Below are 15,307 nucleotides of genomic sequence, written 5' to 3'. Positions count from 1 at the left end.
CTTATTACCTTTAAACCGGTTCTAGAACGAATTCACCCGTGCCACCAGCCGGTTTTACAATTGATGTAGACTAAATATTGATACTCACCTTTGCCATCCTTCTGGATAAACACTTCATAGTAAGAATTTTTGTCGTACACTAAACGTATTTTATCGTTCTTCGAAACAAATTGTTCCTTGATTTCGGCGATGGCTTTCGCTTTCACACTCGGCGCCCATGCTGATGGATGCTCAAATTTTAGTTCATGTGTTGGTACATATGCATATTTGCCTTTATACATAATTTTTGACCAGCCATATTGATCAGCGTTCGATGAGTCTTTCTGATCCGTACCGATTGGAACACCACCGTATACTTTCACAGAAGTTTTTGCTTTCAGTTTACCGAGCGTTTTATAGGATTCACCGGGCGCAGATTTTACGAGTATTGTTTTCTTTGCAAAAGCTTGTTCAAAATCCGCTGCTTGAGCATTTTCATTATTAATTACGAAAATACTTCCTATAAAAACAAGGGCCATTAATAATATTGTTATTTTTTTCATAATAAATTCTCCATTCTATGCTTTTTATTTTTGGGGTGGGCAATTTATAATAACGCATCTTAATAATAGGATATGGTTCTGGAGAAAGGGTTACAAAAAAGTTACAGTTAATGTTTAATGGGGGAATTTGAGGTTAGAGAATCAAAAATGAAAAAGCGGTCCTCCCAATATTAGGAAGGACCGCTTTAAATTACTTATATCTGATTTACTTAAAAATAAATGTTACGAAGCTCTACGCATCGATTTCATAATAAAGCTTACAACGAACACAAGTATAATTGCACCTATGATAGCTGGGACGATATAGAAATCAGAAACTTTAGGTCCCCAACTTCCTAGAAGCATACCACCAATCCATGCACCAACAATACCTGCGATAATATTACCGATAATTCCACCTGGGACATCTTTACCTAAAATTGCTCCTGCTAGCCAACCGATAACCCCGCCAATTATTAAGAACCAAATAAAACTCATAATTTCCATCTCCTATTTCTTATTTTAATTATTTCGCGATAGTGGTTTATAACCTTTATTAACTTTTTTTAAACATTGAAGAGGAAAAAAGTTGGCGAGGTTTTAAGAGAGGTTGCGGATGGTATTCATGAATTTTTGAGAAACGTCTAGTTTCTCAAAAGGGTTTCTAACAACCGCCGCTGTTGCTTCAGCTGAAAATAAGCCTGCTCTGCTTGCTCGAGTGTGACCAATTCGAAATGAAGAGGTTATTTTGGGATGAGCTGTGCAACACGGCGCAAATCGGACGTAATAATCATGCGGTACAATTTGCAAAACATGCACGTCAGGAACTGGAACAGCAAGGGGTAAAAGGTCAGGTGATTTGAGCGTTTGAGTATGGTCTAATGAGAAGTGAGGATTAATTGCTCTCAAGTGAGGATTAAGTGCAAGCATCTGAGGATTATCCCAATAAAAGTGAGGATTAACTTCACTCAAGTGAGGAATAAGTACAAGCATTTGAGGATTAACACAAAAAGAGTGGCGATTAAAAATCACCACTCTTTTTTTAAGTTACTTTTAATGATACGGCAAAATTTCAGAAACCGTTAAAAATTCATAGCCTTCCTTTTGTAAGTATGCAAGGACAGGCTCCAGTCCATCTGCTGTAGATTGATGAATGTCATGCATTAACACGATCGCGTTATTATGCAATACCTCTTTCACCATCGGGAACAGCTTTTCTGAATCGCGGTATTTCCAGTCAAGTGTATCAATCGTCCAGTTAACTGATTTACATGGGATGGCGTTACGAATTTCCTCATTAATCGCCCCATATGGAGGACGGAAAACCGTTGAATTTTCGCCCGTTGCATGGATAATCGCTTCCTCTGTGGAATTGTACTCCTTTTCAATTTCAGCAGGAGACATTTTTGTTAAAACGGGATGTGACCACGTATGATTACCGAGTTCATGACCGCTATCAAGCACTTCACGTACTAAGCCCGGATAATATTGTGCCCGGCTACCTAGCATAAAGAATGTCGCCTTGGCATTGTACTTTTCCAGAAGGACTAAAATCTGTTTCGTTACTTCCGGGTGTGGACCGTCATCAAACGTAAGGGCGATCCGTTTTTTTGATGAACCCTTATCACTAGGAATAATCGTATTTTCGGATTGCATCGCTATTTGGAAATCAGATGCTAAAAGCGGGTTGATGAATGATAAAGGAATTTCAACTACCGGTACACCTGCTTCCGGTTTTGCCACTTCACCTTCATTAAAGTAAATGAAAAGGGAGTCATCTTTTAATGCAAAACGTTTAAATAAACGCCATTTTGGCTCGGTAGCGAATGCGAGCTCCTTTTCTAATACATACTCTTTATAAGTTGGATTTTTAAGAATTTCTGATTGGATATGTGCTGCAAAAGTTTTCAGGCTTTCTAAATCCTCATTTAAAAGATCACGAATATCAAACAGATCGCCTGTTTCATAATCAATTAGAAACGTTTGAATTGTTGTTTGCTTCTCTTCGGTATTTAAAATCGTTTTATTCGTTATAACAAAGGAGTAATAATGATTATGCTTGAATGTTTCAACTGTTATCGTTAGATCGCCTGTTAATTTCTTTGAATCCTGCTGCAGGCGCATCATGCTTATGTAATATTGTTTTGACTGTTCTATATATGCCGTTACCGCGTTATTGAAAGCTTCATATTCCGTTAGCGGATATTGAACGGTATAGGGCATTTTCTTGTCATCAGATCGATCAGTGACAATTTTGACACCGGGAAATTTTGATGCTTCCTCTGTGATCGTATGTTCTTTAGCGGATGTTTTGTCGCTGGGTCGGAAAATTGGATCATCGCTTAAAAAAGTTAAAAAAACAATAATGGCACCTAAAAAACCGATGGCGCCAATAAGAAGTAAGTCAATCCAAGGACCACGCCGTTTTCTGTAAGGGTTCGTCATGATGTACCGGGTTCCTTTCTAATTGGGGTAATCTATTATCTTTATCCAGAATGAAGGTCATTGTAAATTTTAAGGAAATACACTGTTCTGTCAGCATAAATTGTACGAAAAAAGACTATTATTTTCCGATTGCTTCAAGTAATATGAGCTAAGAAGTGGAAGGGGGTCCCTTGAATGAATGCTGAAAATACTGAACTGGCGCTCGACTGCTTTTTGCTTGCTGGTCGTATTATGATTGAAAGCGGTGCTGAAACATATCGAGTGGAAGATACGATGCTAAGAATGGCCCGTTCTCAAAATATGATGAATGCACAAAGCTATGTTACGCCGACAGGTATTATTTTCTCTCTAGGTAAAACACAGCCTACACAAATTACATCGATTCCAACGCGAATTACAGATTTACATCGAATTGTGCTTGTAAACAATGTTTCGCGTAAGCTTACATCTCAAATGATAACATTAGAGCAGGCGTATGACGAGTTAAAGAAGATAGAAAAAACAAATTATTTCCTCCCAATTTCCGTTCAAGTTTTAGCGGCATGTTTAGCGAGCAGTGCCTTTTTATTGCTGTTTGAAGGAACGATTTCTGATATCCCGGCTGCTTTTGTTGCAGGAGGTGTCGGTTTGTATATTGTGACGATTCTTCATAATATGACCCGCGTTAAATTCTTCTCTGAGTTTTTAGCATCGGTAGGAGTGGGAGCTATTGCCTATCTCGCAGTGCATTTTAATGTTGGTACGGAAATAGACAAAATCATTATCGGTTCGGTCATGCCACTAGTACCGGGTCTGCTCATTACGAATGCAGTCCGCGATTTAATGGCAGGACATTTCACGGCAGGGATGGCAAAAGGTGCCGAAGCCTTTTTAACAGCGTTTGCGATTGGTTCAGGTGTTGCGCTTGTGCTTTCGCTATAAATTTTGAATCAATTCGGAGTGCGATCATTTCAAGGTATGATCGATTGGAGGGGAGCGTTAGTTGATGGAGCATGTTTTAGCTCAAATTGTTATCAGTTTTATTGCGACCGCCTGTTTTGGTGTCATTTTTAATGCCCCGATCAAAACAATCCCGGCATGTGGTTTCGTCGGTGCTGTAGGATGGGCAGTATATTATGTTCTGTTCGAAAGCGGACTGGATGATGTTCGCGCATCCTTTCTTGGTGCATTTGTCGTTTCATTAGTAGCATATTTCTTTGCGCGCAAGTTTAGGATGCCGATGATTATATTTAGTGTATCCGGAATTATTCCGCTTGTACCTGGAGGCATTGCATACAGTACGATGCGAAATGTGATGGAGCTCGACTATATTGCAGGTCTGGAAAATGGCATGCGGGCATTTATGATTTCTGGCGCGATTGCAATGGGACTTGTATTTGCGGAAGTAATGATGCAGATTATCCTGCGTATAATGAGAAAGGGAAGAACTTCGATTCAATCCTTTACAAAAGTAAAAAAGAGAAGCTCGTAAAGCACTGATCATCAGTTGCCTTACGAGCTTTTATTTATCCTAATAACGAAGAAATTTCTTCTGTAGAGCTTGGTTTGCTTACGAAGTAACCTTGGATGACCTCACAGCCGATGCCTGTCAGGAACTGCATTTGTTCTTCAGTTTCTACACCTTCTGCAACGACTGTCAGATTCATTGATTTTCCTAGCTGTACCATACCGTTTACGAGCTGCTGGTTTTTTTCCGATTTCAGCGAGCGGATAAATGTCTGGTCAATTTTTAAAATTGAAATTGGCAGAAGCTGCATGTAACGGAACGAGCCGTAACCTGTACCGAAGTCATCAAGCGCAAAGACAATACCTTCATTTTCAAGTGTACGCATTTGCTTAATAATGCCTGTTTCAGCTTCAGCTTCCAATGCAAACTTTTCGGTAATTTCAATTTGTAGTAAATTTGCCGGACACCCGGTACGGTCAAGTGTTTCCAAAATGGACTTGGCCATATTTTTATCACGAAACTCGCGTACAGAAGAGTTGATGCTAACTTTAATCGGGTGGCCCGCATTTTTCCATAGGACCGCTTGTTCACATGCTTTTTCCAGCATAAACGAACCAATATTATTAATGAGACCTGTCTCCTCCGCGATAGGGATCAGTTCATCAGGTGATACAGCGCCGATTTCTTCATCATCCCAACGGACTAATGCTTCGACAGCAGTAATTTTACCGCTTCTTAAATCTAGTTGAGGCTGGTATAGAACATGCAGGTTTTTCTGATCTAATGCAAGCAGTAATCGTTTTTCAACAATTGATCTACGGTTTAATGCAGCATGTGAGGATTTTGATAATGAGACGATGCTGTCACCGCCCGCACTGCGTACAGAAGCGATCGTAGCCAATGAAGCCTTCATTAATTGAGAGAATGTCATTTGATCTTCCGGGAAGCGTGTAATCCCGCCGCTTAATGAAAGTGGAACTGCTACGTTACCGCTGTAGATTGGATTTTGCTGTAAATAATTCAGGAAACCTTGTGTAAACCATTCTGGTAATGGTGTAATTACGACAAATTCACTTTCATTAATCCGAGCCATCGTACTATCTTGGAAATACATTTTCATGCGTTTCGTAAATTCTAAGATAAGTGAATTTCCGGCTACGCCATCATGTAAATCCTTAATTGTATAAAACTTATCGATACTTAAGTAAACGAATGAAAAATGGCGCTCTTCTTCAATCATTTCCCCAATGATTTTTTCCAGACGGTGGACATTCATCATTCCAGTTTCTGTATCGATATATGCGATTTTCTCCAGCTGGAACTGAATCTTTTTCTCTTTTGTAATATTCCGCTCAATCAGTAAATACTCGTTCTTTTCAGATGTTTGGCCCATCATCGGAATCGCTGTTAAATGTACCCAGTAAAGCTGCTCATCCTTTGTCAATTTCTCAACTTCACCTTGCCAAACTTGTCCGTTTTGCAACGTTTTCCAAATTTCCAGGACAACTTTTTCTGATTCGGGATTTTGCGGGAACAATTGCCACAATGTTTTCCCGATGACCCGTTTTGGTGTCCAGCGGCTTGCTGTTAAGAATGGCTGATTTGTTTGAGTAATAAAGCCGTCCTGGTCAAGTGTAACGGTCATGAATGATTGGTGGATCCCGTTTTTAAGGTCGACTAAATGCTGCTGTTCTTCATCCATTAAACGAACTTCTTCATTTGGAATACAAAGAACAAAAATTGCTTCCTTTTTTCCATAGACAGTCGGCTTCGTATAAAGAGTGCAAGTTTTGGAAGATTGACCTTTCAGTGAAAGAGGAATGTTGTGCAAACATAACGTTACCGAACTTGTTAAAATGGATTCAATGACGTAGTCACCTACTTCTGAAAATAGCGTGTCGTGTATGGAATTTCCAATTAGTTCTTTTGTCTCTTGTGTTGGATAGTCTAATTGACGGAGATTTCCATGAACGAGTGTACCATTAGGTAAAAGTACAAAAGAAGGAAAAGGGGTATCTAGTAGTGGCTCAGTACTAGTAGAATAGATTTGTTCTTTTGTCATAAGTTAAGTCTCCTTAATTAATTAATTCATATTGCAATTATAATTAAATAACATAGTTTAGTCATTTAAGATGAATTTTTATTTGTGAAAAATAATCACGCATAGGATTATTATACCTTATTATTGGGTAATAAGTAGTTAAATTTATGCATCTTTACTAGAAAAATTGTATCATGAAGTTATTTTATTTTTAACGGAAATAATATTTGTGGAAAGATAAATTGAACGGATTCATGCGCGAGTATTGCGTTATTTCGATAGCTTTACTAAAATAAAGAAATTATAGTAGTTAGAATTGGAGTAGAAAGAATGAATTTATCGGCAATAACAGTGTCGTTTCCTTTAGATGAAGAAACATATGAAGAAGTACAGAAATTATGTAAAACAGCGGCCGTTTGTGATGGCGTACTATTAAATCAAGTCATGAATTTACCGATAGCGAAAAGCTATGATATGCGGGGATTTTATGTACTTGTATATGATGATGAAAAGAATTTGCTGGTCGGAGCAGGTACTGCAGTCGATTTGATGGGATTAAATACGTATGAATGGTCGATGCTCGTTGCACCGATGTATCGTCAACTTGGAATTGGTACGGCAATATTGAACGTGCTGAAAGAAGGATTGGCGATGCGTGAAAGTGAAGGGGAGCTTGCATTAATCGTGGAAGGCTCACATTACGGCAAAGAATTTCTTCAAAAGAACGGGTATTTATACAGTTTTTCTGAAGCAACATTGGAAGCCCGTGCAGAAGTTCTGCAAAAAGAGGGGCCTGTTACTTTACGCCCGTTTATGCAAAAGGACACAGAAGCACTTGTCGCGATTTTCAGTGATGCATTCGGCGATATTCGTGAGGAATCATTGGAACTAATCGAATTTAATACAACGACTGAAGGCCTAGTCATGTGGACAGCTGAAATTGATGGTGAAGTTGTTGGAACAGTGACGACCCGCAAAGAAGGCGAAGTGCAATGGATTACGGCATTTGCGGTTTCCCCGAAGAGACAACGCCAAGGGATTGGCACTCAGATTTTAAATTTAGTGAAAGATTATTCGCTCCGTTCAGGTGACAAGACAATTTTACTCGATGTGGAAGTAGAAAATATGGCAGCCCTTCATGTATACGAAAAAGCCGGCTTTATGAAGTCATCCCAGCTTGATTATTACATTTATATTGGATTGTAGGCGGTAATTCAAGTGCTTACAAAGTAAACGTTCGACTCATTTATCACTAAAAATAAAGCACCAATCGCATTGCATAACTGCGATTGGTGCTTTTAAGTTAGTACCTTACTCACTTCATCAAAAAAGCCTCTTTCGATGGACCGATTAGATAAAGCTCATGCATGGCACGGGTTAAGGCAACATAGAGCAGTTTCCGGTCAAGCGGATTATCATCATAAGGTGTGTCAAATGACGTGAGAATAACTGCATCAAACTCTAAGCCTTTTGCCAAGTGACTTGGAATAACAAGAAGCTTTTGCTGATCGATTGCTGAATTTTCATCGAGCAGCTGAGCAGGGATATCCGAGTTTTCAAGCTGTTCTATTAACTGAACGGTTTCATCAGTCGTTTTACAAATGAGTGCAATGGATTGATGCTGATTGTCGCGGATTTTTACAAGCACGTCTTGAATTATAGCCGCATCAAAACTTTCGGCGGCAATAAATTCTGGTATTTTCCCATGACGGACAACAGGTTCAACAAGTGGTAAATCTTCATCCATCTGCATCAGAATTTCATTGGCAACATCCATAATTTCAATTGTTGTTCGGTAACTTTTTTGCAGTGTTGCATACGTTGCGCGCGGGAATAGAGAGAGTACCGGCTGCCACTCTGTCAGGGACCGGTAGCTATGGATTCCTTGTGCAAGATCGCCAACCATTGTGAACATATCCGTTTCAAGGCCCGCTTTTAGTGCAGCAAGTTGAAAATAGCTGTAATCCTGTACCTCATCGATAAAAACGACGCGCATTTTCCACTTGTCATCGATACCTTTAATTTTAGCCTGTAAAAAGTAAAGGGCCGCCAAATCCTCCAGCACCCAACGTTCTTTCTGATGCGCTTTTATAAAATGTGCGACTTCTTCCAAAGGCCATTCAGGAGCAACTTCACCCAGCAATGCGCGATTCGTCAAAAGCTCACGGTACATCTGTTTCACTTTTACTTTCTGGAATTTTTTCATATAGACTGTTGCAACGGATTTTGCTTCCTGCTTAATTTTTGGAATGCGGGCATCCCGTTCATCAATGAGCTTTGTGACTGTACGACGGCGTTTGTCTGCGTCACGCATACCACTCAGTGCACGGCCTATTGCATCTTCATAGCGCGTATTCAATGTCGCGAGCACTGCTGCCGTTTTCCGCTTCACCTCTGTTTGAATAACCTTTTTAATGCGTTCAAGCCGTTTTTCGACAGGCATATAATGAAATTCCACCAAAAACAGCTTTCGTAAATGTTCGCCCTTCATAATGCGGTATTTTTCAATAAATACATCATCAAACAATAAAGCAAGCTTCTGTTCATGGTGCTCGATATAGCGGTTCATCATAAGCTCATAAAATGGACTGCCTTTTGTTTTCGCTATCAGAGCACTCTCTTGCTGTACGGAAGGGTTCGCAATGAGCTGCTCGAGCTGTTCATTCGGATTTTGCAGTTTCAGTTTCAGATTCAGTGCATCAAGTACATATTGCGCATACGTTGTTTGGCAAATTTTATCGACGCCAAGTTCCGGTAATACATCGGCAATATAGTCGATAAATAACCGGTTTGGTGCAAGAATCATCAACTGTTCAGGATTGAAATGCTCGCCCATTGTATAAAGGAAATAAGAAATCCGGTGCAGGGCAATCGTTGTTTTCCCTGAACCTGCTGCACCTTGTACAAGGATTGGCTGACGTAGATGTGCGCGAATAATTTCATTTTGTTCTTTCTGGATAGTGGAGACGATTTCAGTTAACCGGACATCGGCTTTTCCTTCCAGCGCTTCTTGCAGGAGCTCATCATTTGTTGTTAAATCGACGTCGCGAAAGTTGATCAGCTCGCCGTTTTCAATTTTATACTGGCGCTTGGCAAACAAATGACCGGAATGTGTTTCATCCCGGACATCATAAGAAATATCGCCAAGGCGGCCATCGTAATAGACATTTGCGACAGGGGAGCGCCAGTCAACAATAATCGGTTCATGGGTCTCACTATGAAAAAGTGAAGTCTTTCCGATATAAAGAAACTCCTCGTTTTCGTTTTCACGCTGGAAATGGATTCGCGCAAAATACGGTTTTTGCCGAATCGCTTCCAACCCTTCTTTTTGATTACGGGCAAGCTCGAAAAAACGTGTATTCATTAAAATATTCAGGAAGCTGTCACTGGAGTCCAAATATTCCACATTGGCCATCGCAGTACGGATATTTTCCTGTGCCGTTTCAATATCTTTTTTCGAGCTATTTAAAATCTGGTCCATATAATGGATCGTTTCGTGCAGACGCTGTTGTTCCTGCTTAAAATCCTGAGCAGTCATTAAATTTTTCCCCCTAACGCGTTACCACTTTGCAACATGTTCTTCAATGCAGCCAAGCATTTGCTGGATATGCAGTGTTTTGCCATCGTCGAGTTGAATAAATCCATCGTAATAACCGACCATCTGATGGACAGAGGAAACGATGAGTTTCGCATTCGTTTCTGCCACACGTTCAAAAAATGGCGTGAAAGTTAAGTTGACGCGTCCGCTAAATTTCGTTTTGATCGTCCACGGATGCATGAAATTAGTGCGATCATAGTGAAATAAAACATCTTCATGAATTTTCGCCATTTCACCGTCGATAAAGATAGCATTTTCGGTCATGCCTGTTCCATCTGTCCATTTACCGCCAAAGTTTAACCCAATCCGCTGCCCACGTACGCGCTGTGATGCCATGCCCCAGTTCCAAGTTGCTTCCCGAGGCCATACACCGCGGCCATAATCGAGGACAGCAAAGCTTTCTTCAGGTGTGAACGTGAACGTGCGGTTCCCGATTTTTACAGTTCCAGTAGTTGGTAACGTGTGATGTTTCGCCGTGAATTGGAATGTTCGACGATTCCATGGAATGACTACATTGAGGGAGTCATCGTCTTTCGGGTGTGCAATCGTCAACTCTGCATGTAATGGGTCCCCGTCAAAATCAGGCGCGGTCACTGTTAAATGGGTCTCGCGGTTGAAGTATGTAAGTTGAATGGACATTTCAGAATTTTTATATTGAATTGTTTCCAGCACTTGTGTCGGCATTTTTACTTTTGCCCCAAGCGGAATTAAAATTGTTTTTTCAAAGTAACGTTGTGTTTCGTATTCGAGGAAATAAACAAAGCATACAGCCGCGTAATCCATATGACTGATTGTCACGGAAAATAAAATTTCCTCACCATATACACACCAGTAATTCCATTTTTTCTTGCGCATAAAATGCCCTGACAAATTACTGTCGATTATAGGTCTACGTGCAAAACCGATTGCTTCCGGATTTAAATTACCTTTTTTATCGCAAAGGGCTATAGGAAGAAAAATTTCCCTTTCTGCATGTTGTGTCATCATAATTCCCCCTAACCGTTTCATAATTTCAATAAAATAATTGTATCAAAGATTTACAAAAACAGGGGATTTTTGCTCTACATTCACAACTCTTTCATAATTAGAAAGTACTCGACATACGCTGTGAAAAAAGGAGAAGATCGTTGCCTGCTTATAATCGGATGGCTGCTGTTGCTTATGCAAATAGATGGTGGGACAGCTTTAATCCTGAATATCCGGTATTTCGGGATGACTGTACGAACTTTATTTCCCAATGTTTACGTGCTGGAGGGGCTCCAATGCGAGGGGCACCGAATCGAGGGCAAGGCTGGTGGATGATCGGACAACCGGAGCGCTGGAGTTATAGCTGGTCTGTTGCACACTCCCTTCGCTGGTATTTGGAAACGTCCACACAAGGCTTACGCGCAACAAGGGTAAACTCTGCAAGTGAACTGGAACTCGGGGATCTCATTTTTTACGATTTTACGGGGGATGGCCGTATAGATCACAGTACAATTGTGACGCGAATTGAGCAGGGGGTTCCGTATGTAAATGCTCATACCTCCAACAGCAGTGACCGCCTTTATACGTATGAAGATTCCACTGCCTATACTCCGAACATGCAGTACTATTATTACCATATTGAAGATGAGTTTTGAGTAAGTTTAGGGAGAGGAAAGGAATAAGCGGAGTTTTCACGCCTGTTTAACTCGTTCCTTAACCGAGTTGTGGTAACCTGCCTCATAATGAACCTTTTTAAAAGGATATCCTCACTGTAATATGTTAAATGTAGATCATTCATGCTAATGTAATAGTAGTAATTGAAGGAGGATTTGGCGATGACTTTATCAGTAAGAGACGCAGTATTACAACGCCGTTCGATTAAACTGTTTAACGGACAACAAGTTGACAAAAAGGCGGTAATGGAAATTCTAGATGATGCAAAATGGGCACCGAATCACGGCAACCGTCAGCCATGGCGCATTGTAGTAGGTGCAGAGGAGCAGCTGCCAAAAGTACATGAACTGCTTCGAGACCTTGCAGTTCCGAAATGGCAGGAGCTTTCAGAAGATGCGCTTGAAATACAAATGAAAAAATTCACATTGGCCGGTGCGTATGCATTTGTGCTTGTGACAGAAGATGTTCGTCAAAAAGAACGATTGGAAGACTATGCGGCAGCCGCTTGCTATTTGCAAAATGTGCAACTGCTGGCATGGGAAAAAGGCATCGGCACGTGCTGGAAAACACCGGGCTTCTTAGACAACCCGAAATTCCGGGAAGCATTAAACGCACAGCCACATGAGCGTGTCATTTCGATGTTCCAGTTCGGTTATTACGATAATGTGCCAAATGTAAGAGTACGTAAAGAGCTTTCTGAATTCGTAACGGAATTTGGTCAATAGCAGGATTAAATGCATGGGGAAACAGTGATTTCCTTGTGCATTTTTTATGGCAACCGTAAGTAGCTACTTAATATTGCAACTGTGTAATATTATTTACCCGCACTTAATTTGAATTCGAGATAATTACATAATAGAATTGAATGTTGTATAAAAAAATATAGATGAGGAATTTATTCAAGAATACGGAGAGATTTCACCAAAGGAGTTATTATGCAATTTAAAAGTTTAAAAACCCGGCTAATGATAATTTTGTTATTAGTTGGAATTATTCCTGTTTTTACGATGGTTACGTACAATTATTTTGCGACGTCAAACAGCTTCGAAGATGTTCAATATGATCAGCAAAATGAAATCGAACTAGGTGTTACCCGATATTTTGAACAAACCGCAGCTGATCTGCAATATTTGGTCGAGCTGTATGCAAGAGATCAGGAAATTCAGCAATTGCTGATGAATAAGGATCGTGCTGCTGTTCAGTCTGATGGTGAAGCATTATTTAACAAATTAAAAGCACAGCATAAACTGGCAGTCATGGAAATCGGCGATGAAAAGGGCACGGTGTATTTAAGAGGTCATAACCCAGCAAAGTTCGGGGATGATAAGTCTGATATTTCTGCAATTCAAGGTGCACTTGAAGGAAATGCTTTCAGCGGGTTTGAGTATGGTTCAAGTGGGTTAGCTGTACGAGCGTTTGCCCCGATTAAGGTAAATGGACAAATCGCTGGAACATTGCAAATAGGCCTTGGCAATGAGTTTATTGCAGAAGTGCAAAATCTATTCCCAGGTATGTCGCTTCAACTTCTTGATGGGGAGGGTGAAATTGTCGAATCATCAGAGCAAGCAAATATCGGAATGAAACTAACTGGTGAGGCGGTTTCGGATGTATTGGCCGGAAAGTCAAAACGACTGAAAAATGATGACAAGCAAATAATCGAAAGCTTTTTACCAATGAGGGATCCTGCTGCTACTTCAGTTATCGGCGGAATACATATCGTACAAAGTATAGAAAAATCGCAAGTCGCGATGGCCAGCATGATTAACATGAGTGTTATAATTTTAATCACCACAATATTTCTTGCTGTCCTTGTTGCATTATTCTATAGTCGCTCCTTAACAAAGCCGATTTTCCACACTTCGCAATTGATGCATATGCTAAGTAAAGGTGATTTGACACAGCGTATGGATGACCATGGTCGACAAGATGAAATTGGACGGTTAATGACGGATATAAAAGTTATGCAGGAAAATCTGCACGGGACAATCGCGGAAGTTTCTTCTGCATCAAGCGATGTATCAGCTCAAAGTACAATGCTTGCCCAATCGACAAATGAAGTCTCCACAGGTGCACTGGCGATTGCCGAAACGATGGAAGCACTGTCGCGCGGCATTGAGACGCAAACAAATGAGATTTCGGAAGTGTACGAAGCGGTAACGGATTTTTCTCATACATTAAAGGAAACGACTGAGCAAGGAACGGAGCTTGGGATGCTATCGCATAACGTTCTTTCCCTATCATCAGAAGGTGCAAAAATGATGGGAACTTCAAATAGACAGATGGAACAAATTCATGGAATGATGCATACAGCGATTGAAAAGATGGGGGATTTAGGCCAGCATGTTGGCCAAATTTCGTCATTTGTCAAAATCATTGAAGATGTGGCCAATCAGACAAATCTACTAGCCTTAAATGCATCCATCGAGGCAGCTCGTGCAGGCGAACATGGAAAGGGATTTGCCGTTGTAGCCGAGGAAGTACGAAAACTTGCCGAACAAGTGGGCAAATCGGTAACGGAAATTACAACGATTGTCGGTACAATTCAGTACGGAACAAAAGAATTAAGTCATTCATTACAGCAAGGCTTTACAACAGTTGAAGCAGGTTCAGAGCAGCTTGCTGTTACTGCCGAAACGTTTAAAGAAATCGAACGCTCTGTACTGCAAATGGATCAGTTTATGAAGCAAGTACTTGTTCAGCTACAATCGATGAGCAAGCAAGGGCAGGAAATCAATGATTCCATGCAGGAAATTTCGGCGATTACTGAGGAAACAACAGCTAGCGTAGAAGAAACGACGGCTACAGTTGTTCAAACAAGTACCACGATGGAAAGTGTTGCGGCAACGACAGAGCAGCTTGCTGAATTGGCCGAGAAGTTGGATGCTATTGTCAAAGAATATAAAGTGTAATGTTGATGAAAAACGAAAAGGAGTTGCCGCATCTTGTCGGCAGCTCCTTAAATTATTCCCTGACGAATAATTTAGAAGGATTGACAGCAACCTAGTATACAATTCATCTAAGAAAGGATGAGATATACATGAAAAAAGTATTATTTCTGCTCGGGCTTCTATTATTAGCAGGGTGTTCGGAGGAAATAGTCGCGTATGAGGGGATGCCGTTAAAAATTGCTGTTTTAGGGGAGTTCCAAGATCAATACAATACCAATATAGAAATTGTAGAAATTACATTCGAGGCACTTGAAGAAGTGGTTACGGATTCAGCTTTACAATTTAATGCACTTTTTATTACGCCAACAGTATTTGGACAAGCTTCTCGGGATGAATATATTAAGGTTTATGAGGAGGCACTTATTCCGATCGTTTATTATGATGCAGCGAAAGGGCATTTTGCTTTTACTAAAGAAAATATAACGTACGATACACTGCATTTTCAAAATCTGATAAATGGTTCACATTCAACGCTTTATTTACATAATGAAATGCCGGTAGAGGATGAATTGGCAAAGAGGAAAAGTGGTATCTATGTTTGCAATTTTTATTTAAGCGGGAATCGTTATGATATTATGCTGAAAGAAATTTATGAAAAAATCGAAACGCTAACTTGATATAAGAGGAAAAATCCCGTTACAAAGCTTTATTAGTTTTGTAACGGGA

At 40.3% G+C, this 15,307-nt stretch carries 14 protein-coding genes; 8 read left to right on the top strand and 6 right to left on the bottom strand.

The window, feature by feature from the left end; all coding sequences use genetic code 11:
* Positions 1-32: 32 nt before the first annotated feature.
* The gene (locus B5473_RS04160; RefSeq protein WP_079523809.1) at positions 33-542 is read right to left on the bottom strand and encodes a hypothetical protein; all 510 of its coding nucleotides are present in this window, start codon (positions 540-542) and stop codon (positions 33-35) included.
* Between the two features lie 222 nt (positions 543-764).
* The gene (locus B5473_RS04155) at positions 765-1,019 is read right to left on the bottom strand and encodes a GlsB/YeaQ/YmgE family stress response membrane protein (RefSeq protein ID WP_079523808.1); all 255 of its coding nucleotides are present in this window, start codon (positions 1,017-1,019) and stop codon (positions 765-767) included.
* Between the two features lie 236 nt (positions 1,020-1,255).
* Between B5473_RS04155 and B5473_RS21030 the strand changes: the two genes are divergently transcribed.
* On the top strand, positions 1,256-1,384 hold the full coding sequence (locus tag B5473_RS21030) for a hypothetical protein (protein WP_303047304.1): 129 nt from the start codon (positions 1,256-1,258) through the stop codon (positions 1,382-1,384).
* 190 nt (positions 1,385-1,574) lie between these two features.
* Here B5473_RS21030 and B5473_RS04150 read toward each other — a convergent pair whose 3' ends face one another.
* Complete coding sequence (locus B5473_RS04150; protein WP_079523807.1) at positions 1,575-2,966, bottom strand: polysaccharide deacetylase family protein; 1,392 nt, start codon at positions 2,964-2,966, stop codon at positions 1,575-1,577.
* A gap of 174 nt (positions 2,967-3,140) precedes the next feature.
* Between B5473_RS04150 and B5473_RS04145 the strand changes: the two genes are divergently transcribed.
* Entirely contained in the window at positions 3,141-3,887 is a 747-nt protein-coding gene (locus B5473_RS04145) for a threonine/serine exporter family protein (RefSeq protein ID WP_079523806.1), read from the top strand.
* Positions 3,888-3,951: 64 nt separating this feature from the next.
* Positions 3,952-4,437 (top strand): threonine/serine exporter family protein, encoded by a 486-nt coding sequence (locus B5473_RS04140; protein WP_079523805.1) that lies wholly within the window; start codon positions 3,952-3,954, stop codon positions 4,435-4,437.
* A 34-nt stretch (positions 4,438-4,471) separates the two neighbouring features.
* Here B5473_RS04140 and B5473_RS04135 read toward each other — a convergent pair whose 3' ends face one another.
* Positions 4,472-6,475, bottom strand: coding sequence for a sensor domain-containing protein (locus B5473_RS04135; protein ID WP_079523804.1), 2,004 nt, complete (start codon positions 6,473-6,475; stop codon positions 4,472-4,474).
* A 309-nt stretch (positions 6,476-6,784) separates the two neighbouring features.
* Here B5473_RS04135 and B5473_RS04130 point away from each other — a divergent pair, with 309 nt between their 5' ends.
* The gene (locus tag B5473_RS04130) at positions 6,785-7,660 is read left to right on the top strand and encodes a GNAT family N-acetyltransferase (RefSeq protein WP_079523803.1); all 876 of its coding nucleotides are present in this window, start codon (positions 6,785-6,787) and stop codon (positions 7,658-7,660) included.
* A 109-nt stretch (positions 7,661-7,769) separates the two neighbouring features.
* Here the strand turns inward: B5473_RS04130 and helD are convergent, their stop codons facing one another.
* Together helD and B5473_RS04120 are read right to left on the bottom strand one after the other, a co-directional pair.
* Positions 7,770-9,992: an RNA polymerase recycling motor HelD gene (gene helD / locus B5473_RS04125; RefSeq protein ID WP_079523802.1), complete on the bottom strand. Its 2,223-nt coding sequence runs from the start codon at positions 9,990-9,992 to the stop codon at positions 7,770-7,772.
* 21 nt (positions 9,993-10,013) lie between these two features.
* On the bottom strand, positions 10,014-11,036 hold the full coding sequence (locus tag B5473_RS04120) for a DUF2804 domain-containing protein (protein WP_079523801.1): 1,023 nt from the start codon (positions 11,034-11,036) through the stop codon (positions 10,014-10,016).
* Positions 11,037-11,179: 143 nt separating this feature from the next.
* On the opposite strand from B5473_RS04120, the gene B5473_RS04115 reads away from it, so the two are divergent.
* From B5473_RS04115 to B5473_RS04100, 4 genes are all read left to right on the top strand, one after another.
* Positions 11,180-11,674, top strand: a complete 495-nt coding sequence (locus tag B5473_RS04115; protein ID WP_439848466.1) for an amidase domain-containing protein — start codon at positions 11,180-11,182, stop codon at positions 11,672-11,674.
* Between the two features lie 180 nt (positions 11,675-11,854).
* Positions 11,855-12,418: a nitroreductase family protein gene (locus B5473_RS04110; protein ID WP_079523800.1), complete on the top strand. Its 564-nt coding sequence runs from the start codon at positions 11,855-11,857 to the stop codon at positions 12,416-12,418.
* A gap of 240 nt (positions 12,419-12,658) precedes the next feature.
* Positions 12,659-14,602, top strand: a complete 1,944-nt coding sequence (locus tag B5473_RS04105; protein ID WP_254865238.1) for a methyl-accepting chemotaxis protein — start codon at positions 12,659-12,661, stop codon at positions 14,600-14,602.
* A gap of 128 nt (positions 14,603-14,730) precedes the next feature.
* Entirely contained in the window at positions 14,731-15,258 is a 528-nt protein-coding gene (locus tag B5473_RS04100; RefSeq protein ID WP_079523798.1) for a hypothetical protein, read from the top strand.
* Positions 15,259-15,307: the final 49 nt, after the last annotated feature.

It is taken from the genome of Solibacillus isronensis, from assembly GCF_900168685.1.
Lineage (GTDB): Bacteria > Bacillota > Bacilli > Bacillales_A > Planococcaceae > Solibacillus > Solibacillus isronensis_A.
This window is presented reverse-complemented; position numbering and strand designations above follow the sequence as displayed.